Source organism: Bradyrhizobium sp. in8p8, assembly GCF_000426845.1.
GTDB lineage: Bacteria > Pseudomonadota > Alphaproteobacteria > Rhizobiales > Xanthobacteraceae > Bradyrhizobium > Bradyrhizobium japonicum_C.
On the sequence record NZ_AUGD01000006.1, the window covers coordinates 175,676 to 196,350 of the forward strand.

17 protein-coding genes are annotated in these 20,675 nt (G+C 65.1%); 9 read left to right on the top strand and 8 right to left on the bottom strand.

Translation table 11 applies throughout. The features are described from left to right. Positions 1–27: 27 nt before the first annotated feature. The 6 genes from ccmI to K408_RS42775 form a co-directional block, all read right to left on the bottom strand. Positions 28–1,140 carry a c-type cytochrome biogenesis protein CcmI gene (ccmI, locus tag K408_RS0117460; protein WP_024339849.1) on the bottom strand — a complete coding sequence of 371 codons (1,113 nt, stop codon included), beginning with the start codon at positions 1,138–1,140 and terminating at the stop codon, positions 28–30. A 132-nt stretch (positions 1,141–1,272) separates the two neighbouring features. Continuing rightward, positions 1,273–1,542, bottom strand: a complete 270-nt coding sequence (locus tag K408_RS0117465; RefSeq protein WP_024339848.1) for a hypothetical protein — start codon at positions 1,540–1,542, stop codon at positions 1,273–1,275. Between the two features lie 99 nt (positions 1,543–1,641). Continuing rightward, positions 1,642–3,042 (bottom strand): hypothetical protein, encoded by a 1,401-nt coding sequence (locus tag K408_RS0117470; protein WP_024339847.1) that lies wholly within the window; start codon positions 3,040–3,042, stop codon positions 1,642–1,644. A gap of 160 nt (positions 3,043–3,202) precedes the next feature. After that, on the bottom strand, positions 3,203–4,579 hold the full coding sequence (locus K408_RS0117475; protein ID WP_024339846.1) for a sensor histidine kinase: 1,377 nt from the start codon (positions 4,577–4,579) through the stop codon (positions 3,203–3,205). Positions 4,580–4,685: 106 nt separating this feature from the next. After that, positions 4,686–5,360: a response regulator transcription factor gene (locus tag K408_RS0117480; protein WP_024339845.1), complete on the bottom strand. Its 675-nt coding sequence runs from the start codon at positions 5,358–5,360 to the stop codon at positions 4,686–4,688. A gap of 240 nt (positions 5,361–5,600) precedes the next feature. Continuing rightward, positions 5,601–5,756 carry a hypothetical protein gene (locus tag K408_RS42775; RefSeq protein WP_196232375.1) on the bottom strand — a complete coding sequence of 52 codons (156 nt, stop codon included), beginning with the start codon at positions 5,754–5,756 and terminating at the stop codon, positions 5,601–5,603. A gap of 230 nt (positions 5,757–5,986) precedes the next feature. Here K408_RS42775 and ku point away from each other — a divergent pair, with 230 nt between their 5' ends. The 8 genes from ku (at position 5,987) to K408_RS0117525 (ending at position 15,838) form a co-directional block, all read left to right on the top strand. Then, on the top strand, positions 5,987–6,970 hold the full coding sequence (gene ku / locus K408_RS0117490) for a non-homologous end joining protein Ku (protein WP_024339844.1): 984 nt from the start codon (positions 5,987–5,989) through the stop codon (positions 6,968–6,970). Between the two features lie 58 nt (positions 6,971–7,028). Continuing rightward, a complete protein-coding gene (locus K408_RS0117495) occupies positions 7,029–7,265 on the top strand; it encodes a hypothetical protein (RefSeq protein WP_024339843.1) in 237 nt (78 codons plus the stop codon). 273 nt (positions 7,266–7,538) lie between these two features. Beyond that, positions 7,539–7,703 (top strand): Flp family type IVb pilin, encoded by a 165-nt coding sequence (locus tag K408_RS0117500; protein ID WP_024339842.1) that lies wholly within the window; start codon positions 7,539–7,541, stop codon positions 7,701–7,703. Positions 7,704–7,852: 149 nt separating this feature from the next. Further along, positions 7,853–9,394 (top strand): thymidine phosphorylase family protein, encoded by a 1,542-nt coding sequence (locus K408_RS0117505; RefSeq protein ID WP_024339841.1) that lies wholly within the window; start codon positions 7,853–7,855, stop codon positions 9,392–9,394. Beyond that, complete coding sequence (locus K408_RS0117510) at positions 9,391–10,311, top strand: ribose-phosphate pyrophosphokinase (protein WP_024339840.1); 921 nt, start codon at positions 9,391–9,393, stop codon at positions 10,309–10,311. Before K408_RS0117505 ends, K408_RS0117510 begins: the two co-directional genes overlap by 4 nt. Beyond that, positions 10,308–11,903 (top strand): MBL fold metallo-hydrolase, encoded by a 1,596-nt coding sequence (locus K408_RS0117515; protein ID WP_024339839.1) that lies wholly within the window; start codon positions 10,308–10,310, stop codon positions 11,901–11,903. Before K408_RS0117510 ends, K408_RS0117515 begins: the two co-directional genes overlap by 4 nt. Before the next feature lie 241 nt (positions 11,904–12,144). Continuing rightward, positions 12,145–13,779, top strand: a complete 1,635-nt coding sequence (locus K408_RS0117520; protein WP_024339838.1) for a thiamine pyrophosphate-requiring protein — start codon at positions 12,145–12,147, stop codon at positions 13,777–13,779. A gap of 103 nt (positions 13,780–13,882) precedes the next feature. After that, complete coding sequence (locus K408_RS0117525) at positions 13,883–15,838, top strand: GAF domain-containing sensor histidine kinase (RefSeq protein ID WP_024339837.1); 1,956 nt, start codon at positions 13,883–13,885, stop codon at positions 15,836–15,838. Between the two features lie 3 nt (positions 15,839–15,841). On the opposite strand, the gene K408_RS0117530 is transcribed toward K408_RS0117525, so the two are convergent. Next, entirely contained in the window at positions 15,842–17,419 is a 1,578-nt protein-coding gene (locus K408_RS0117530; protein ID WP_024339836.1) for an MDR family MFS transporter, read from the bottom strand. Positions 17,420–17,575: 156 nt separating this feature from the next. Further along, a complete protein-coding gene (locus K408_RS0117535; protein WP_024339835.1) occupies positions 17,576–18,091 on the bottom strand; it encodes a YcgN family cysteine cluster protein in 516 nt (171 codons plus the stop codon). Positions 18,092–18,383: 292 nt separating this feature from the next. Here K408_RS0117535 and K408_RS0117540 point away from each other — a divergent pair, with 292 nt between their 5' ends. After that, positions 18,384–20,672 (top strand): transglycosylase domain-containing protein, encoded by a 2,289-nt coding sequence (locus K408_RS0117540; RefSeq protein WP_024339834.1) that lies wholly within the window; start codon positions 18,384–18,386, stop codon positions 20,670–20,672. Positions 20,673–20,675 lie beyond the last annotated feature (3 nt).

Below are 20,675 nucleotides of genomic sequence, written 5' to 3' on the forward strand. Positions count from 1 at the left end.
TTCTCCGCTCGTCTCGTCCCGACATCGTCATCCGCCGAGCCCGAGAGTCTTAAGTCCTTCGTCGAGCTGGCGCAGCCGTTCGGCGTCGCTGGCGACCGCCTGCCGGGCGTCGGCGGAGGCCCCCTTCGCCTTGTCCCGCTCGCCCATCACGAGATAGGCGCGCACCAGGCGCAGCCAGCCGTCGACGTCATCGCCGTTCTGCTTCAGCCGCGTGGCCAGACGATCGACCATGCCGCGCACCATCGCGTTGCGATCGCCTTCGGCCAAATCCTTGGAAGCGGCAATCGTCTCGTCGGACAGCGCAGGCATCGTATCGCCTCCACCGACCCGCGCCAGCGAGGACTGCACCAAAGCGCGCCACGGCGCATCCGCGGGCGCCTTTGCAAGCAAGGCGCGCCAAATCCTGGCTGCTTCGTCCTTGCGGCCATCCTGCTCGGCGGCGAGACCGAGGAAGTAGTTCGCCTTGGGGTCATCCGCATTCAGGGCGTGCGCACGCTCGAATTCAGTCTTGGCCTCGGCCGTCACCACGCCGCCCGCTGCAGCCGAGATCGCTTCGCCGAGATCGGACCGGCGCTCCGCGCTTTCGCCATTATAGGTGAGCGAGTTGCGATAGGCGCGCACCGCGTCATCGAAGCGACCGAGCCGCTCCAGGACCGGCGCGAGCACATTCCAGCCGCGCCCGTCGGTCGGATTTTTCTCCAGATGTTGCTCGACCTGGGCGACGAGGGTCTCGAGCGACTGGGCCATGCCGGACCCCGTCCCACGCTCCCGCTGCGCCAATGGAAAATCCTGAAGCCTGGGTGAACCGAGCGGCATGTAGACGCCGATGGCGACGAGCGGCAGGCCGCCGAGCGCCAGCACAGCCGCCGCACGGCGCCATTTGAGGTTCGACTTCGGCGCCATTGCAGGCTCGCTGGCCGCCGCCGCAAGCAGCCTGCGGCTGATCTCGACGCGCGCGGCCTCGGCTTCCGGGGCTGGGATCAACCCCGCGGCGAGATCACGCTCGATCTCGGCCAACTGGTCTTTGTAGACCGCGACCTCGCTGCCCTGGTCCGGCGCGCGGCTACCGCGGCCAAGCGGCCAGAGCACGGCGAAAATCGCCGCGACCGTCATCAGCGCGAACACGAACCATAGCGTCATCTGGCAAGCTTCCGGCGGCGCGCGAACCGCGCCTATAGGTGCCTTTACACCACGGCCGGACAATGCGGCAATTGACAATTGTCAATTCCACGCGACCCCATTTCAGGCTCGAAAATGTGATACTCCAACGGCTTAGCCGATCTCGAAATCCGCGCTTTGCGCCGCGTCCTCGCCGTGCCCGTTGAAGGCCCTCAGGAAGTATGTTCCCGGCTTGATCGCATCCGGCAATCTGATGCGCACCGCGCCGACCGGAACCCGAGATGCAACCCGCGTGATCGTCTCAGGCAGTTGCCGATCGCTTGCCTTCTCGACCAGCACCACTTTGGCGCCAACCATCAGCCTGCGGTACTTGGCTACGATGACTCGGTTCTCGATTTCGATAGAGCTGATGACGGGTTTCATGCGCCCACAAACGGAAATTCCCCGGATTTTCACGGGGACCGTACGGCCCGCCACCGGCACCGTCAACCAGAAATTGTGATCACGAAAACATGCGCTCAATCAGCTTGCGCGTGACGATTTGCGCTCGCCCGTGAGCGCATTCTCTGCCGCGCGACTCATCAGGGAGGCATAATCGTCGCCGAACAGAACCTGGCAGAAGCGGATAGCGGCCTGCACCTGCTGCTGCCGATAGGTGCGGACCTTGTGATCGGCGGCGCGCAGAGACTGCACCAGCTGCTCGGTCGACCGTTCCACATATTGCTGGAGATCGGAATAGGTGCGCAGCGTCACCTCGTTGATGGCAAGCTCGCTTGCATAATTGCGGCACGTCGCGACGAAGTCGATCAGCGCGACCGCTTCCTCGACCTCGGTACTGTCGATCCGCGCGCCCGGCGGAATGTCCTTCTCCGGGCGCTGGCGAAGGATGCGGCGGACGCGGCCGGGAACGCTGTCGATCTCGGATTGCAGGGCATTGGAGATGTCGGCCCGGATCGAGGTCAACTGCTTGCCCCAGGCAGAATCGTTGCGCAGATCGAGCTCGGTGCGCAGGCCGCGCACGCCATCGTGCAGCGTCTTGAGATTGCCGGCGACGTTGTCGAAATGGCCGCGCTTGATGTCCATGCGAAGGATCGCGGCAACGCAGGACAGATCATGCAGCGCGATCGTGACCGCAACGCCATAAGGCGTCGCCGCGACGCGGATCTCGTCGTCGGACGCGGCAATCTTGATCGCGAGGCGGATGATCTGCCAGGGCGCGGTCATCCGCTGCACGACCATCGAGAGCGCGAAGGGCAGCATCTGCGGCGTTTGCAGCACCGGAATGTTGAGCGCCGACGTCACCGAGGCGATCTGGGAATCGCCGAATGCGCGCAGGAAGCGCGGGAGCCTCTCGTTCAGGCTGGCGATGGCCTCCCGGACCTGAAGCACCGCACCGATCGAATAGAGATCCTCGATGACATTGGGCGGGCCGACCCGGGCCAGCGCGCGCGTCTTGTCGCCGCCGCCAGGTCCGGTCAGCTCGAAAATCGCGTCCGCGGCTACCGCCTGGAGCTTCTGCGCCAAGGCCTCGACCTGGCCTGCAGCATCGGCAGGCATGCGCGCCAGCGCCGCCTCGAATTCGTTCACCTTGGCCGGCGCTCCGTCACGGCCGAGCCATTGCCAGATCGGCTGCAGCGAGGAGCGGCGGATCTGGCCGGCCCGGATCGGGGTGCCTGCCTCGACCAGGAACGGTTCCAGGACCTGGAACAGCAGCCGCGACAGATCGTCCGTGCGCGGCGCGGGCGCTTCATCGGCTTCGCTCTTGCGGACGATCTTGCGCAATTGCTCAAGGACGAGGGTCGCAACCGCCGTATCCTGGCCGCGTTCCAGCGCACGCTCGAACTCCCGCATCAGCAGCGCCTGCGACTGCGGCGGGAGCTGCGCGAGATATTCCCTCAGCCGCTCGATCGATGTCTGGCTCATGCGCCCGGGTAATGCACGGTAAAATGGCGGACATGGGATGCGTCCGGGCGCGATCATAGGAGACCCCACTTAAGAAGCCGTTTAGGAAGTGCGGTCGAATGGCCAAGGCCCCCTCCAGACGGTGAGCAGCGAGGACAAAAAGCCGCGTCCAAACAAGGGGCTACAGTCCCGGCAGGACCAATTCGGCCCGCAGGCCGCCGGTCGGAGCAGCGCCGAGCGAAAGGCTGCCGCCATAGAGCGCGGCGAGTTCGACCACGATGGACAGCCCCAGTCCCGATCCCGGCTTGGACTCGTCGAGCCGCTGGCCGCGCCGGGAGACCTGCGCGCGCTCGGCTTCCGACAGGCCGCGGCCGTCGTCGTCGACGATGATCCGCAAATGCGGGCTGGCGCCGGCCTGGTGCGGGGTCTGGACCACGACTTCGATGAAGACGCGCGATGCCGCCCATTTGCAGGCATTGTCGACGAGATTGCCGACCATCTCCTCGAGATCCTGCCGCTCGCCCCGGAACTTCGCGGATGGATCGGCCTTGGCCTCCACCGTGATGCCGCGGTCGCGATGGATCTTCTCCATGGTCCGCCGCAGCGCCTCGATGGCTGGCGCGACCTCCGTCACCGTCGCGACCACCGAGACCCGCGCCGCAATGCGCGCGCGCTCCAGATGGTGGGTGACCTGGTCCCGCATCACGTCCGCCTGCTCCAGCACCTTGGCCGCGAACGGATCGGCGGCGTGAGCGCCAGCCTCGTTGACGATGACGGAGAGCGGCGTCTTGATCGCGTGCGCGAGATTGCCGACATGGGTGCGCGCGCGCTCGACAATCTCGCGATTGGCGTCGATCAGCGCGTTGGTCTCGCGCGCCAACGGCGCGATCTCGACCGGGAATTCACCCTCGAGCCGTTCCGCCCGCCCGGAGCGGATGTCGGCGATCGCTTCCGAGATGCGCTTGAGCGGTGCAAGGCCGAAGCGGACCTGGAACACGGTCGTCAGCAGCAATACGATGCCGAGCGCGGTGAACGTGCCGCCGAGATAATAATCGAAGCTCCGCGTCTCGTCGAAGATCTCGGTGTCGTCGCCGGCGACGCTGACGAGAAACTTGCCGTCGGCGCCGAGATCGACCGGCCGCTCCACCATGCGCAGGTTCTGCCCTTCCGGCCCATCGACGTAAGCGAGCCGGATGCCGGCGGCGGTGAGCTCGGCTCCCTGGTCCTCCAGCTTCGGCAGCTTCTTGTCCCAGAGCGAACGCGAGGAGCGCACCTCCGGCTTCTCGGTGTCGATGCGCGTGATCTGCCAATACCAGCCGGACAGCGGCAGCTCGAACAAGGGCTCGCCGAGGGACTGGAACTGGCGGTCCGGCGGCTCGTCCGGGGTCGCGACCTCGGCGATCAGCGTCCGAAGATAGAGATTGAGCCGGCGGTCGAAGGCGCGCTCCGTGGCATCCTTGTAGACCGACGACAGCACGACGCCCGTGATGGCGAGGATCACCACGAGCCAGGCTGTCGCCGACAAGAACAGTCGGTTCGCAAGCGAGCTAGCGGCCATCGGAACGGTCCCGGCAGGGGCTGGAAGTCAGGTTGTCGGACGTCATGGGCCGAACAAGGCCCGTGTCAGCGCGGCCGTCAAGCCCGGACCGCTCGACGTCCCGCCCTTACGCGCCGGGCGCAGGCGGCGGCGTCAGGAGATAGCCGAGGCCGCGGACGGTCTGGATGATGTCGACGTCGAGCTTCTTGCGGATGCGGCCGACGAAGACCTCGATGGTGTTGGAGTCGCGGTCAAAATCCTGGTCGTAGAGATGCTCGACCAGCTCGGTGCGCGAGACCACCCGCCCGGAATGGTGCATCAGGTAGGCCAGAAGCCGATATTCGTGCGAGGTCATCTTGATGGGATTGCCTGAAACGCTGACGCGGCCGGTCCTGGTGTCGAGCGTGACAGGACCGCAGCTGAGCTCGCTCTGGGCGTGTCCGGTCGAGCGGCGCAGCAGGGCGCGGATGCGCGCGAGCACCTCCTCTAGGTGGAACGGCTTTGCGACATAGTCATCGGCCCCGGCATCGAAGCCCTGCACCTTGTCGCTCCAGCGGTCGCGCGCGGTGAGGATCAGGACCGGCATGGTACGGCCATTGCGGCGCCAGGCCTCCAGCACCGAGATGCCATCCTTCTTCGGCAGGCCGATGTCGAGCACAACGGCATCATAGGGCTCGTTGTCGCCGAGATAATGCCCCTCCTCCCCGTCGAAGGCTCGATCGACGACATAGCCGGCGTCGGTCAGCGCCTTGGTGAGCTGGCGATTGAGATCGGGGTCGTCCTCAACAACGAGCAGGCGCACACGTCTCTCCAAAGATAGCCGCAAGAACTGGCTGCATGAACACCACCCGAGATGAGCAATTCCGGCGTGAACTGGATATGAACGAAGGGAACCGCCTGCGTTACTTTTTGGTCATATACGACCTGCAACCAGCAAATGCTATTGCGCCCGCCATGCCGCGGGACGAGCCGGCGGCATGGCGGGCGCAAGTGATACTTCGAACCGCGAGCCGGAAAGATCCCGGCTGTCCGGATCCGGCCGTCAGGTCCGGAAGAAGACGAACCAGACGACGGCGAGAATCAGGATTGCAAGGCCGGTCGAGATGGCGAGCAACGCTGCCACGGACGGCCCGGGCTCGCCCTGGCGCGCCTCGGTCGGAGTTTCCACGATGCGCTTCTGCTCTCGTGTGGTTGCCATGGTGTCCTCAATCTGTGGCTGTCGCGTCAGGTGGCCGCGACTTCCTCGCGGCGTCTTATTGGCGGGGCAACGCGTGATCGCGGGCGATGTTCCGAACCATGGAGCCGCCGGGCAACTCGGCGCAGGCGGCGATTAACGCCGTTGCAAGATTCCGCGCCGGCGGTTGCTATGATTCGCACCTCGGCAATGTTATCCTCAACACTTGTCCTCTGTTGCGTCTGGAGTAGCCCATGGCCCCCCGCGCCAATTGGAAGGGTTTTCTGCGTCTGTCGCTCGTGACCTGCCCGGTCGCGCTCTATCCGGCCACTTCGGATACGGAGAAGGTCTCGTTCAACCAGATCAATCGCAAGACCGGCCACCGCATCAAGTATCTCAAGGTCGACGCCGAGACCGGCGACGAGGTGACCTCCGAGGACATCGTCAAGGGCTACAAGGTGGACACCGACACCTACATCGAGATCACAAAGGACGAACTCGACGACATTGCGCTCGACTCCACCCACACGATCGAGATCGACGAGTTCGTTCCGAAGGCCGACATCGACAGCCGCTATCTGATCCGTCCCTATTATCTCGTGCCCGACGGCAAGGTCGGCCACGACGCCTATGCGGTGATCCGCGAGACCATCCGCAGCATGGACAAGGTCGCGATCGGCCGCGTGGTGCTGACCAACCGCGAGCACATCATCGCGCTGGAGCCGCTCGACAGCGGGCTGATGGGCACGCTGCTGCGCTATCCTTACGAGGTCCGCAGCGAGAAGGAGTATTTCGACGACATCCAGGACGTGAAGCTGACCAAGGACATGCTCGATCTCGCCAGGCATATCGTCGAGAAGAAATCCGGCACCTTCGAGCCTGAGCTGTTCGAGGATCATTACGAGACTGCCCTGATCGATCTCATCAACAAGAAGCGCAGCGGCATGCCGATCAGCGCGAAGGCTGCGCCGAAGACCGGCGGCAACGTCATCAACCTGATGGACGCGCTGAAGAAGAGCATCGCGAACGAGAAGGACGCTGCGCCAACCGCGAAAGCCGCCAAGGAAACTGGCAAGGAAACTGCCAAGACCAAGAAACCGAAGAAGCGCGTCGAGGGTCAGCGCGAGATGCTGCTGCCGATCGCCGGCAAGGGCGGCAAGGATGCTGCGGCGAAAACGCCGGCGAGGAAGGCCGACAAGCCGGTACGGGCACCGGCGCGCGCGAAGAAAGCCGGCTGACAGCAACCGGCTCGCGGTCGCGCCGTGATGTCTCTCTTCGCCGATCGGCCGGCCTGACATGCCGTGGTCGACCGCGTTCGACGATCCCGTTCGCGTGAGCAACAAAATCAAGCTGCTCACGCTTCAAGATGCGGCTGACTACATCATGCAGCTGCCCGACGACGTTCAGCACGAGGCGCACTGGCAGACCGCGATCGAAACCTTGATCAATGCGGCCGAGACGGGCGGCGGCTGGGTGATGTTCGCCCGCATCGCGACATTGCGGGCGCTGAATGCAACGGGCCGGCGCGGATGAGCGGCAGAGACGTCCCTGCCGGCAAGCTCAACAAACGGTTAAGAAGCCGCGCGAACCACGGCCCTGCAGCGCATCCCGCCCTCAGAGCCCCGAGGGCACCCGATTTGAGTCCATTTGAACGAATCGATGGAACCCAAATTTAATGGATGCCGTCGTATGAGCGGTGGCGGGCTCGCCCTGACTTAATTCTATTGGCGGATAAGACTTGTTCGATTGATTGATGCTTCCGATGAGACGCGGCCATACGTTGGATCGGATGAACAGGAGGTGGCAATGCGTCTGATCAGGTGTTTCCTTGCCGATGAGAATGGCGCAACCGCAATCGAATATGGCTTGATCGCCGCCGGCATTGCGCTCGCTATCGTCACCGTCGTGAACAGCACGGGCGGCGCCCTCCTGAACAACAAGTTCAACTCGATCAGCGCAGCGACGAAGTAGGCGGCCCCCCGACCTATGGCGCCTCCTGAGCTCGAGGATGTCGCGACAGTACGCGAGTCTGCCACTGTCGCAGGCCATGATCTGAGTCAACAGCATCAGGACGGCGACGTCTAAGCATGGAGATCCAACTCCCTGCTGCCGGCCCGCCCATGCATCCAGACCTTCCGCACTCCCGACTGAAAATCCGCCGTGTCCGCCTCGATACCGGCCGCGAGAACGTCGTCGTCGTCTCCAGGCATTCGAAGGCGCTGCGCGCGGAGATCTTCCGCGGCTTCAGCCGTGTCGAGCTTCGTCAGGGCGGCAAGGTTCTGCTGGCAACGTTGCTGATCACGGACGACGAGATGCTGGCCGGTCCGGACGAGATCGGTCTCTCCGAGCCTGCGTTCCGGCGCTTTGCGGAGCCCATCGGCACACTTGTCACGGTCAGGCCCGCCTCGCCTCCGGAGAGCCTGGAAGCCGTGCGCGCAAAGATCCGGGGACGAACCTTGAGCCAGGCCGAGATCGGCGCGATCATCAGCGACCTCGCGCATTATCGCTACTCCGACATGGAGATCGCCGCGTTCCTGATCGGTTCGGCGAGCTTCATCACCAGCGACGAGCTTCTCGCCCTCACCGGGGCAATGGCGCAGGCAGGGACGCAACTGGTCTGGCCGACCCCTGTCGTCGTCGACAAGCATTGCATCGGGGGCATTCCCGGCAATCGCACCTCGATGGTCGTGGTGCCGATCGTCGCCGCCCATGGCCTGCCGATCCCGAAGACCTCCTCGCGCGCCATCACTTCGCCTGCCGGCACCGCCGACACGATGGAGGTGCTGGCCCGGGTGAACATCGGCGTCGAGGAGATGAAGGCGATCGTTTCGGACTGCAACGGCTGCCTGATCTGGGGCGGGCACGTGAACCTGTCGCCGGCCGACGACGTCCTGATCTCTGTCGAACGCCCGCTGAGTCTCGACACCCGCGAGCAGATGGTCGCCTCCATCATGTCCAAGAAGATCGCGGCAGGCTCGACCCATCTGTTGATCGACATTCCGGTCGGGCCGACCGCCAAGGTCACCGGCGGCGTCGAGGCCATGCGTCTGCGCAAGCTGTTCGAATTCGTCGGCGACCGCTTCGGCCGCGCCGTCGAGGTGATCACGACCGACGGCAGCCAGCCCATCGGCAACGGCATCGGCCCGGTGCTCGAGGCCAACGACGTCGTGGCTGTTCTCGGCAACGAGAAGGACGCGCCGCGCGACCTGCGCGAGAAGTCGCTGCGGCTCGCCGCCCATCTGTTGGAGTACGATCCGAAGCTGCGCGGCGGGGCCGGCTATGCGCGCGCGCGGGAGCTGCTCGACAGCGGCGCGGCGCTGAAGCAGATGCAGAAGATCATCGAGGCCCAGGGTCCCTCCACCTGCAGCACCGAGCTGGGACCGCTCAGCTTCGACGTCAAGGCAACGCATGATGGCGTCGTATCCGCAATCGACTGCCTGCGCATGAATCGCCTTGCCCGCACCGCCGGCGCGCCGCTCGACAAGGGCGCGGGCATCCGCTTGTTCAAGAAGATCGGCGACCGCGTCGAGCAGGGCGAGCCGCTCTATCGCGTCTACACCTTCGATAGCCCCGAGCATGATCTGGCCGCAGCGGCCACCGCAGAGGAGACCGGCTACCTGATCAACGGTCATGAGACGCCCCCGGGCAAGACGACGCCGTGAGCACGATCGCGCTCCAGACATTGTCGTGCGGCGCCGATGCGGCGAAGCGGCTCGCAGCGCGGCTTGGGCTCGCCTGCGGCGAGATCGCGGTGCATCGTTTTCCCGACGGAGAACTGCGCGTCGCCGTCGCGCCGGCGACCGACACGACGATTCTCTACGCCCCGCTCGATCAACCCAACGACAAGCTGATCACCCTGCTGTTCGCGGCCGAAGCCCTGCGACGTAACGGCACGAGGCGGCTGGTCCTGGTCGCGCCCTATCTCTGCTACATGCGGCAGGACGCAGCATTTCATGCCGGCGAGGCCATCAGCCAGCGCGCCATGGGCCGTTTGCTTGCAACGACAATGGATCGCGTCGTCACCGTGGATGCGCACCTGCATCGCACTCCCGACATCAGGTCTGTTTTTCCCGGCATCGAAGCGGAGAATCTGTCAGCCATGCCGGCCGTCGCGAATGCACTGGCAAAGGACAGCGTCGGTCCGTCGACCGTCGTAATCGGCCCCGACGTGGAGTCCGAGCCATGGGTGAGCGATGTCGCGAGGCGATTGCGATTGCAGCACACAGTGGCGCGAAAGACCCGGCACGGTGACCGTTCCGTGGCGCTCAGCTTTGCCGATCCCGCTCTGCTCTTGGGACGACCGACGCTCTTGGTCGACGACATCGTCTCCTCCGGCACGACCCTGATCGCCGCGGCAAAGGCGCTGACAGCAATGGGCGCCATCTCCGTCGATGCAGTCGTGACGCATGCCCTGTTTCCAGCCGCGATGGTGGCTGCGTTCGCTGAGGCCGGCATACGGTCTGTTCGCTCGACCGACAGCGTACCGCATCCGACCAATGCGATTGCGCTCGACGAAATTCTCGCCGCCGCTTTGCGGTCCGAACTGACGACGACACATCTTCCGGGAAGGACGACATGAGCATCACCGTTCGATTCTGCGGTGCCGCCCGCACCGTAACCGGCTCGAGCTACCTGTTCCAGACGGCGGCCGGCCGTTTCCTGGTCGATTGCGGCCTGTTCCAGGGCCAGAAGACGCTGAAGGAGCTCAACTACGGCGCCTTTCCGTTCCGCCCCGCCGATATCGATGCCGTTCTGCTCACGCACGCCCACATCGATCATAGCGGTCTCTTGCCAAAACTCGTGCGCGCGGGATTCGAGGGGCCGATCCTGGCGACGCGTGGCACGATCGACCTTTGCTCCTACATGCTCCCCGACGCCGGCAGCATCCAGGAATCGGAAGTCACGCAGCTCAACCGGCGCAACGCCTCGCGCGGGCGCAAGCAGGTAGCGCCCATCTACACACAGGCCGATGCGATCGCATCGCTCCAGTCGTTTCGTCCGGTCGATTACGAACGCTGGACCGACGTGATCCCGGGCGTCCGCGCGCGCTACTGGAACGCCGGCCATCTGCTCGGCTCCGCCTCGATCGAGCTCGAGATCGCCGAGCGAGCCTCGACGCGTCCGCTGCGCGTGCTGCTCTCCGGCGACGTCGGACCCGAGGCCAAGCTGCTCCAGCCCGATCCCGAAGCGCCGACCGACTTCGATTACGTCATCTCGGAAGCGACCTATGGCGACCGGGTACGTGAGGCCACGACACCTGCGCTCCGCCGCAAGCACCTCGCCGCCGAGGTGCGCGATGCTGCGGCGGCGGGCGGCGCGCTGCTGCTGCCCGCCTTCGCGGTCGAGCGCACCCAGGAGCTGATCGTCGACCTCGTCGACCTGATGGAGCACGGCGAGATACCGACGGCACCGATCTTCCTCGATTCTCCGCTCGCGATCCGCGCGACCGAGGTATTCCGGCGACATGCCGAGAGCCTCGACCCGTCCGTCGACGTCACCCGCCTGCTCAACTCGCCGCATCTCAAATTCACCGAGACGGCGGACGAGAGCAAGGCCATCATGCGCCTGTCCGGGTTCCACATCATCATCGCCGCGAGCGGCATGTGCGATGCCGGCCGCATACGCCACCACCTGAAGCGCTGGCTGTGGAACGAGCGTGCGACCGTGCTGCTCGCCGGCTTCCAGGCCAACGGCACGCTCGGCCGCTTCCTCCAGAACGGCTCCAAGGCCGTGCGGATCCAGGGCGAGGAGATCAAGGTCGCCGCCCGCATCCGCATGATCGACGAATATTCGGGCCATGCCGACGGTGCCGGCATGGCCAGCTGGATCGCGGCGCGCCGGCCCATCTCCCGCGGGCTGTTTTTGGTGCACGGCGAGGAAGAGGCGATTGCCGGGCTGGCCGAGCGCGTGGCCGGACGCATCATACCGGCAGCCAAGGTCTACCAGCCGATGCTGGACGACATTTATGAGCTCTCCGCACCGGAACCGCGCGTGCTCGACCCAGATCATCGCCGGCGGCTCTCGCCGGAGGCCGTGACCCGTCTCGACTGGCACAACGAGATGTCCGAGCTCATGCTCGATATCAACGATCGTATTGCCGCCGCCGCCGACGACCGCGTCCGCGGGGTCATCATCCGAAGGCTGCGCCGCGCGTTGGAGGAAAACGCGTAGAGCAACGCTGATGGCCGAGATAGCTCTCAGCGTTACTCCCAACATTCGTCATAGCAAGGAGCCCTTGCTGCGAAGCGATCCAGAATCTTTCCGCCGAGGGGCTTTGGATGCTTCGCTGCAGCTCGTTGCATAGCTGACCTACCGGGCTGTTGGCCGCTCCCGCTTTACGCCTCAACGAATTCCTGATCCTCTCACCTTTAATCAGCCGGACCAACCGGCCTAGCCCAAGGAGAGAGACGCCATGAAGCTCGGCACCGCCATTGCGGAAATCATGAGGCGCGAGGGAATCGAGATCCTCTGCGGCTATCCCGTCAACCATCTGATCGAGCATGCGGCCAAAGCCGAGATCCGCCCCGTGATGGTGCGGCAGGAGCGCGTCGGGATCCACATGGCGGATGCGATCTCGCGGGTGACGTCGGGGCGCAGCATCGGCGCGTTCTGCATGCAGCATGGGCCGGGCGCGGAGAACGCGATGGGCGGCGTCGCGCAGTGTTTCGGCGAATCCGTGCCCGTCCTGGTGCTGCCGATGGGCTATCAGCGCCGGCTTGCGCATATCGAGCCGAACTTCAATTCCAGCGAGGCGATGAAGCCGTTTTCGAAATCGTCGGAGCCGATCATTCTCGCCACTGAAGTCGCCAACATCTTCCGCCGCGCCTTCACCAGGCTGAAGAACGGCCGCGGCGGGCCCGTCATCGTGGAAATTCCCGCGGACATGTGGAATGAGGAGGTGCCGGAGCCGCTCGACTATACGCCGGTGCTGCGCACCCGCTATGGCGCCGACCCTGTTCACGTCAAGGAAGCAGCCAGCCTGCTCGTGAATGCAAAGCGGCCGGTGATCTATGCCGGCCAGGGCGTGCATTACGCGCAGGCGTGGCCACAGCTGAAACGGCTTGCGGAGCGGCTGGCGATCCCAGTCACCACCAGCTTGGGCGGGAAATCCTCCTTTCCAGAAACGCATCCGCTCTCGCTCGGCTCCGGCGGGCTCGCCGTGCCGCGCGCGGTGCCGAAATTTCTGACTGAAGCCGATGTCATCTTCGGCATCGGCTGCTCCTTCACCGAAACCAACTTCGGCATTGCGATGCCGAAGGGCAAGACCATCATCCATTCCACGCTCGATCCCAATCATCTCAACAAGGACGTGGAAGCCAAGATCGGCCTGGTCGGCGACGCCGGCCTCGTGCTGGACGCGCTGCTGGAGGAGATCGGCAGGACCGTCACATCCGATCGTGACGCCTCCGCGGTCGCCGCCGAGATCGCGGCCTCGCACAAGGAGTGGCTGGCGAAATGGATGCCGAAGCTTACCAGCAACGACGCGCCCCTCAGCCCTTATCGCGTGCTCTGGGACTTGCAGCACACCGTCGACATCCGCAACACGATCATCACGCACGATGCCGGCAGCCCCCGTGACCAGCTCTCGCCGTTCTGGAAATCCGTCGAGCCCCTCACCTATCTCGGCTGGGGCAAGACGACCCAGCTCGGCTATGGCCTTGGGCTCGCGATGGGCGCCAAGCTGGCAAAGCCCGACAAACTCTGCATCAATATCTGGGGCGACGCAGCCATCGGCTTCACGGGCATGGATTTCGAGACCGCGGTGCGGGAGCGCATCCCGATCATGTCGATCCTGCTCAACAATTTCTCGATGGCGATCGAGTTGAAGGTGATGCCGATCTCGACCGAGAAATATCGCTCGACCGACATTTCCGGCGATTATGCCGCGATGGCGCGCGCCTTCGGCGGCTATGGCGAGCGGGTGACGAGCCCGGAGGACATCATACCCGCGATCAAGCGCGGCATTCAGAAGACGCAGGAAGGCGTTCCGGTGCTGCTGGAGTTCATTACCAGCAAGGAGACCGAGGTGTCGCGGCCGGGCACATGAGCGAGGCGGATTTCAGCAAGTCTTCCGACACTGGTTCCAGCAGCGGAGGATGTGATAATCCGGCCCGGTGAGGTGGGAGGTGCGGCATAGGGCCGGATTGCGAATGATTAACCCTCCGACGAACAGCGCCGATGAGCTCGCCGCCGAGAGCGCGCGGCTGCGCAGCGAGCTTGCGATTGCGCGGGATCGACAGAGCGCCAGCGCCGAGATCCTCCGCACCATCGCGGCCTCTCCTTCCGATGCGCGGCCGGTCTTCGCGGCGATCGCCTCCAGCTCCAAGCGCCTGCTCGGCGGCTTCTCGGCGACCGTGCTCCAGTTCATCGGCGACGAGCTGCACCTCGTGGCATTCACGCCGACCAGCCCGGAGGCGGACAAGGGGCTCGAAGCGTCGTTCCCGCGCAAGATCTCCGACTTCCCGACCTTTGCCCTCGTGCGCGACGGAAAGACGATCCAGTTTCCCGACAGCGAGGCGGCCGAGGTTCCCGAGCTGAACCGGGAGCTGGCACGGCTTCGCGGCTTCCGCAGCGTCCTGTTCATGCCGCTGATGAACCGGGGCACGCCGGTCGGCATGATCAGCGTCACGCGCGCCGAACCCGGTGCGTTCGCGCCTGATGTCGTCCAGCTGCTCCAGACCTTTGCCGACCAAGCGGTGATCGCGATCGAGAATGCGCGGCTGTTCAATGAGACACGCGAGGCCCTGGAGCGGCAGACCGCGACAGCTGACATCTTGAAGGTGATGGCCGCCTCGCCGTCCGATATGCAGCCGGTCTTCGACGCCATCGCTGCCAATGCCAACCGGCTGATCGATGGCTTCTCCACCGCGGTGTTGCGCTATATCGACGGCGCCGTGCATCTTGCGGCATTCACCTCGACCGATCCCGCCGGCGATCGCGTGCTCCAGGCCTCGTTCCCAGTACAGTTCGCACGATTCCCGCCCCACCAGCTCGTGGCCCATGGTCACGCGGCGCAATTGCCCGACACCGAACTCGAGCCCGCCGCGCGCGACATCGCGCGCGCCCGCGGCTATCGCAGCATGCTGTTCACGCCGCTAATGAGCGAGGGCGAAGCGATCGGCATCATCATCGCAACGCGGCGCGCAACGGGCAGCTTCGCCGATCATCATGTGCGGCTACTCCAGACCTTTGCCGATCAAGCCGTGATCGCGATCAAGAACGTCAGCCTGTTCAACGAGGTCGCGACCCGCACCAGCGAGCTGGCCAAATCGCTGGACGATCTGCGCGCGGCGCAAGACCGGCTGATCCAGACCGAGAAGCTGGCTTCGCTCGGCCAGCTCACCGCCGGCATCGCCCATGAGATCAAGAACCCGCTCAACTTCGTCAATAACTTCGCATCGCTCTCCGCAGAGCTGACGGACGAGCTGAACGAGTTGCTCGCGCCGGTCACGCTCGCAGACGACGTCCGCAGCGAAGTCGATGAGCTGACGGGACTCCTGAAGGACAATCTGCAAAAGGTCGTGCAGCACGGACGGCGCGCCGATTCCATCGTCAAGAACATGCTGCTGCATTCACGCGAGGGCGGCGGCGAGCACGGGCTGAGCGACATCAACGCACTGGTCGAGGAGAGCCTCAACCTCGCCTATCACGGTGCCCGCGCCGAGAAGCCGGGGTTCGATGTGAGGCTGAAGCGCGAGCTCGATCCGGCGGCCGGGCAAGCCGAAGTGTTTCCGCAGGAGATCACCCGGATGCTGCTGAACCTGATCTCGAACGGATTCCACGCGGTCACCAGACGCAAGGCCGACGGCGTGGCCGGTTACGAGCCGGAGGTGACCGCCGCAACGCGCGACCGCGGCGACAGCATCGAGATCCGCATTCGCGACAACGGCACCGGGATTGCGGACGAGGTCAAAGAGAAGATGTTCGATCCGTTCTTTACCACCAAGCCGGCCGGCGAAGGCACCGGCCTCGGGTTGTCGATGAGCCACGACATCGTGGTGAAACAGCATGGCGGAACGATCGACGTCGCGACCGTGCCGGGCGAATTCACCGAGTTCACGATTCTGCTGCCGCGGAAGAGCAGCTTTGCGGGCGGACGGGGCTAGCCGCTACTCCACCATCTCGGCGGATTGCTTCGCCGAAGGACCGGCCAGCGGCCGCTCCTCCATCGCGATCAGGCAGAGAGCAGCAGCGGTCATCAGCGCAGTGGCCGCGCCGAACACGTAGCGGAACGCGTGCCGCATGTCCTCGGCGGGAATAGCGACGCTACCTGCGGCGTGATGCTCGCCGAGCGGAATGTCTGCACCGAGCGCGATCAGCAGGATGGCCGCGAACGCCGCAACCGTGAACGACGACATCAGCGAGCGGAAGAAGTTCAACGCGCCGGTGATTGTGCCAACCTGCGGACGTGCGACAGAATTCTGCACCGAGACCACGCAGACCGGAAAGGTTGTGCCGAGGCCGAGCGCAAACGCGGCCATCAGCGTCAACAGGCCCCACAGCGGCAGCGTCGTGAGCGTGAGACCAAGGCCGCACAGCGCGGCCCAGGACGTCCCGATGATGGCGACACGCTTGTAGTGCTTGGCCCGCGCCATCGTACGTCCGGCGATCGCCGCACCGCAGGTCGAGACAGCCGCAAGCGGGATCAGCGCTAGGCCCGCCTCGCTGGCGCTGAGGCGGTAGACCGATTCGTAATAGAGCGGGAGCTGGACCGTGAGGCCCGTGATGGCGCCGAGCGCACAGCCCCCCGCCATCAGCCCGAACGGCACGACGCTTCCACCCAGCAGCGGCAGCGGCAGGAAGGGCTCGTCCGCGCGCCGGGCGTGCCAGACGAAGGTGACGGCGAGCGCGACCGCGCCGCCCACCATCGCGAGCACGGTCGGCGACAGCCACGGAAAACGCGTGCCGCCCCAGGTCAGCACCAACATGAAGACGACCGCGGAGGCCATCAGCAACACGCCGCCGAGCCAGTCGACCTTGCGCTTGCGGTGGAACACCGGGATCTTCTTCATCTTCGGCAGCAAGAGCGCGATCGCAGCGGCCGAAAGCGGCAGATTGATCCAGAAGATCATCGACCAGTGCAGATGCTCGGCGAAGACGCCGCCGATGACCGGGCCGAGAATGCCGCCGACCATCCAGACGCTAGAGAAATAGGCCTGGTATTGCCCGCGCTCCCTTGGGCTCACCACGTCGGAAATCACGGTCTGCACCACCGGCATGATGCCGCCGCCGCCGAGGCCCTGGAGGCCGCGCGCCAGAATCAGCATGGGCATGTTCGGCGCGACCGCGCACAGCACCGAGCCCGCGACGAACAGGCTGAGCGAGGTGATTATCATGGCCTTGCGGCCGTAGATGTCGCTGAGCGTACCGAACACCGGCGCGACCGCGGTCGAGGCGAGCAGATAGGCGGTGATCACCCAAGACAGGTTCGAGACGTCCTGGAACTGGCGCCCGATGGTCGGCAGCGCAGTCGCCACGATGGTCTGGTCGAGTGCGGCCAGGAACATCGTCAGCATCAGGCTGATGACGATGGTGCGGACCTCGTCCTGCGACAGCGGTACCGGCGGCGCGATGGACGGGGCGTCATCGACGCTGATGACCTCGCTGGGAAGCCGGGACAGCTCTTCGGCGATATCGTCAGGCAACGTCTGGACGTCGGCAGCGCTCTGCCGTTCGAACTTGTTCATCTCGATCGGGCGTCGTGAGGCGGCGCAACGCCGCGAAGGATTCGTTCTATGCAGTCCAATGTAGACAGCAAAGCTTTCCCCAGGCAGGCACCGCGGCGCATGGGTGCATCCCGCCACCGGGTCATCCCGAACGCGTGACCCGCATCACGCGGCGGTTCAGTCCTTCGGACGTCGCTTCAGGCGAGCCCGCTTCGGCAAGGTCGCCGGCCATTGCACGATATGATCCTCCAGCTCCTCGTCCGGGATCTGCTCCTCGCTGCCTTCGACCCGGCCGCGCACGGAGACGCCGGCCTCATGCACCGTGTTGGGATCGCCTGAGACCAGCGGATGCCACCAATAGAGGTCGCGCCCTTCGGCGACGAGCTTGTAGCCGCAGCTCGGCGGCAGCCAGTTCAGGGTGCGGACATTGGCCGGGGTCAGGCGAACGCAATCCGGAACCTTGTCGGAACGATTCGGGTAGTCCTTGCAGGCGCAGCTGGCTCCATCGAGCAGCTTGCAGCCGACATGGGTGAAATAAATCTGACCGGTGTCCTCGTCTTCCAGCTTGTTCAGGCAGCAGCGCCCGCAGCCGTCGCACAGGCTTTCCCATTCGGGCCCCGACATCTCTTCCAACGTCTTGGTTTTCCAGAAGAATCCTTCCTGTCCGGAAGGTCGTTTGGGAGCTGCGGTCATGCGCCTCGATAAAATTCGAAAAGAGCTACGGCGACGCCATCTAGGGCGCGCGGCCGCAAAGGTGCAAGCAAGGCCTTGTCGAAGCCCGTAATTGCCCGGGGGCATTTATGCCTGTTGTTCAAAATCGCGAGCGTGACCATTGGTTTATGGGCCCCGCTCGGCTAGAAGAAACAGCAAGTCCCTCGGATGCTGGCCGGGCGCCTTGGGTTTGCCGCAACATTCCCTCAAGACGTCTCGATGCCGCCCCGGCCGGGTGCTTGAACGCTTTCGAAGCAAGCCTCAAGGGTTCTAGGTGCGCCAGATCATACCACCGCATTGGAAGCAGAGGGTCCGGAATTTCTTCCTCGACCTCGATGCGCGCATCGACTCCTCGCTGTTCTCCTCGGCCAAGGGCATCCGCGAGCTCTACGAGCGTTACTCGACCTTCATGGACCGGTTCTATGTCGGACGATGGAAGCGCTGGGTGTTCATCGAGCCGCTCTCCGAAGCTGCGACGCTCGGGCTCGGCGGCCTCGTCGTGATGCTCGCCCTCGCCATCCCCGCGTTCCGCGAAACCGCGGACGAGGACTGGCTGAAGAAGTCCGACCTCGCCGTGAGCTTCCTCGACCGCTACGGCAATCCGATCGGCAGCCGCGGCATCAAGCACAACGACTCGATCCCGCTGGAAGATTTTCCCGACGTGCTGATCAAGGCGACGCTGGCCACCGAGGACCGCCGGTTCTACGAGCATTTCGGCATCGACATCGCCGGCACCGCCCGCGCGCTCGTCACCAACGCCCAGGCCGGCGGCGTCCGCCAGGGCGGCTCCTCCATCACCCAGCAGCTCGCCAAGAACCTGTTCCTGAGCAACGAGCGCACCATCGAGCGCAAGGTCAACGAAGCATTCCTCGCGATCTGGCTGGAATGGCGCCTGACCAAGAACGAGATCCTCAAGCTGTATCTCGACCGCGCCTATATGGGCGGCGGCACCTTCGGAGTCGACGGCGCGGCGCACTTCTACTTCAACAAGTCCGCGCGCGACGTGACGCTGGCGGAAGCCGCGATGCTCGCCGGCCTGTTCAAGGCGCCGACCAAATACGCCCCCCACATCAACCTGCCCGCCGCCCGCGCCCGCGCCAACGTCGTTCTCGACAATCTCGTCGATGCCGGCTTCATGACCGAGGGCCAGGTGTTCGGCGCCCGCCGCAATCCGGCGTTCGCCGTCGACCGCCGCGACGAGGCCTCGCCGAACTATTATCTCGACTACGCCTTCGACGAGATGCGCAAGCTGGTCGACACCTTCCCGAAGTCCTACACCGAGCGCGTCTTCGTGGTGCGCACCGCGATGGATTCCAACGTGCAGAAAGCGGCCGAGGACGCAGTCGAGAACCAGCTGCGCCAGTTCGGCCGCGACTATCACGCGACGCAGGCCGCGACGGTCGTTGCCGATCTCGACGGCGGCATCCGCGCCATGGTCGGCGGCCGCGACTACGGCGCCAGCCAGTTCAATCGCGCCACCGACGCCTATCGCCAGCCCGGCTCCTCGTTCAAGCCTTACGTCTACACCACCGCGCTGCTGAACGGCTACACGCCGAACTCGGTCGTTGTCGACGGTCCCGTCTGCATCGGCAATTGGTGCCCGCAGAATTATGGCCATTCCTATTCCGGCTCGGTGACGCTGACGCAGGCGATCACGCGCTCGATCAACGTCGTGCCGGTGAAGCTGTCGATCGAGATTGGCCGGCGGGAACAGCCGAAGGCGCCGAACCCGGCCAAGGTCGGCCGCGCCAAGATCGTCGAGGTCGCCCGCCGGTTCGGTCTCAAGGCGCCGCTGCCCGACACGCCGTCGCTGCCGATCGGCTCGGACGAAGTCACCGTGCTCGAGCATGCGGTCGCCTACGCCACCTTCCCGAACCGCGGCAAGGCGGTGACGCCGCATGCGGTGCTGGAGGTGCGCACCGGCGCAGGCGATCTCGTCTGGCGCTGGGACCGCGACGGCCCGAAGCCGCGGCAGGCGATTCCCGCCTCCGTCGCCGCCGACATGGCGGGCATGATGAGCCACGTCGTCAGCGAGGGCACGGCGCGCCGTGCTGCGCTGGACGGCATTCCGACCGCGGGCAAGACCGGCACCACCAATGCGTATCGCGACGCCTGGTTCGTCGGCTACACCGGCAATTTCACCTGCGCGGTGTGGTATGGCAACGACGACTATTCGCCGACCAACCGCATGACCGGCGGCTCGCTGCCGGCGCAGACCTGGCACGACATCATGCTTGCGGCGCATCAGGGCGTCGAGGTCAGGGAGATCCCCGGCGTCGGCATGGGCCAGAAGCTGCCGCCGCATCATGTGAGCAACGCGCACGCCAATGCGGCGCCGAAGGTGCTGGAGACCAAGCCGGGTCCTCCGCCGGTGCTGACCAAGCGTGGCGCCGACATTCTGGTGCGCGTCGAGAGGCTGCTCGACAATGCGGCCAGGACTGCGAACAAATCGACGGATGCCGACAGCAATCCGGCCAAGCCGTCCTCGTCGACGAGCGCGCTCGCCTTCCCGCAGAACTATGCGGAAGAGAACGCCAACACTTCCGCCCCGCGCAAGAACTGATCG

Coding starts and splice junctions, on each gene's coding strand:
- K408_RS0117500 (WP_024339842.1), top strand. CDS start 7,539: ATGCGTCTGATCAGGTGTTTCCTTGCCGATGAGAATGGCGCAACCGCA.
- K408_RS0117505 (WP_024339841.1), top strand. CDS start 7,853: ATGCATCCAGACCTTCCGCACTCCCGACTGAAAATCCGCCGTGTCCGC.
- K408_RS0117530 (WP_024339836.1), bottom strand. CDS start 17,419: ATGAACAAGTTCGAACGGCAGAGCGCTGCCGACGTCCAGACGTTGCCT.
- K408_RS0117475 (WP_024339846.1), bottom strand. CDS start 4,579: ATGGCCGCTAGCTCGCTTGCGAACCGACTGTTCTTGTCGGCGACAGCC.
- K408_RS0117470 (WP_024339847.1), bottom strand. CDS start 3,042: ATGAGCCAGACATCGATCGAGCGGCTGAGGGAATATCTCGCGCAGCTC.
- K408_RS0117520 (WP_024339838.1), top strand. CDS start 12,145: ATGAAGCTCGGCACCGCCATTGCGGAAATCATGAGGCGCGAGGGAATC.
- K408_RS0117525 (WP_024339837.1), top strand. CDS start 13,883: ATGATTAACCCTCCGACGAACAGCGCCGATGAGCTCGCCGCCGAGAGC.
- K408_RS0117535 (WP_024339835.1), bottom strand. CDS start 18,091: ATGACCGCAGCTCCCAAACGACCTTCCGGACAGGAAGGATTCTTCTGG.
- K408_RS0117465 (WP_024339848.1), bottom strand. CDS start 1,542: ATGAAACCCGTCATCAGCTCTATCGAAATCGAGAACCGAGTCATCGTA.
- ccmI (WP_024339849.1), bottom strand. CDS start 1,140: ATGACGCTATGGTTCGTGTTCGCGCTGATGACGGTCGCGGCGATTTTC.
- K408_RS42775 (WP_196232375.1), bottom strand. CDS start 5,756: ATGGCAACCACACGAGAGCAGAAGCGCATCGTGGAAACTCCGACCGAG.
- ku (WP_024339844.1), top strand. CDS start 5,987: ATGGCCCCCCGCGCCAATTGGAAGGGTTTTCTGCGTCTGTCGCTCGTG.
- K408_RS0117515 (WP_024339839.1), top strand. CDS start 10,308: ATGAGCATCACCGTTCGATTCTGCGGTGCCGCCCGCACCGTAACCGGC.
- K408_RS0117495 (WP_024339843.1), top strand. CDS start 7,029: ATGCCGTGGTCGACCGCGTTCGACGATCCCGTTCGCGTGAGCAACAAA.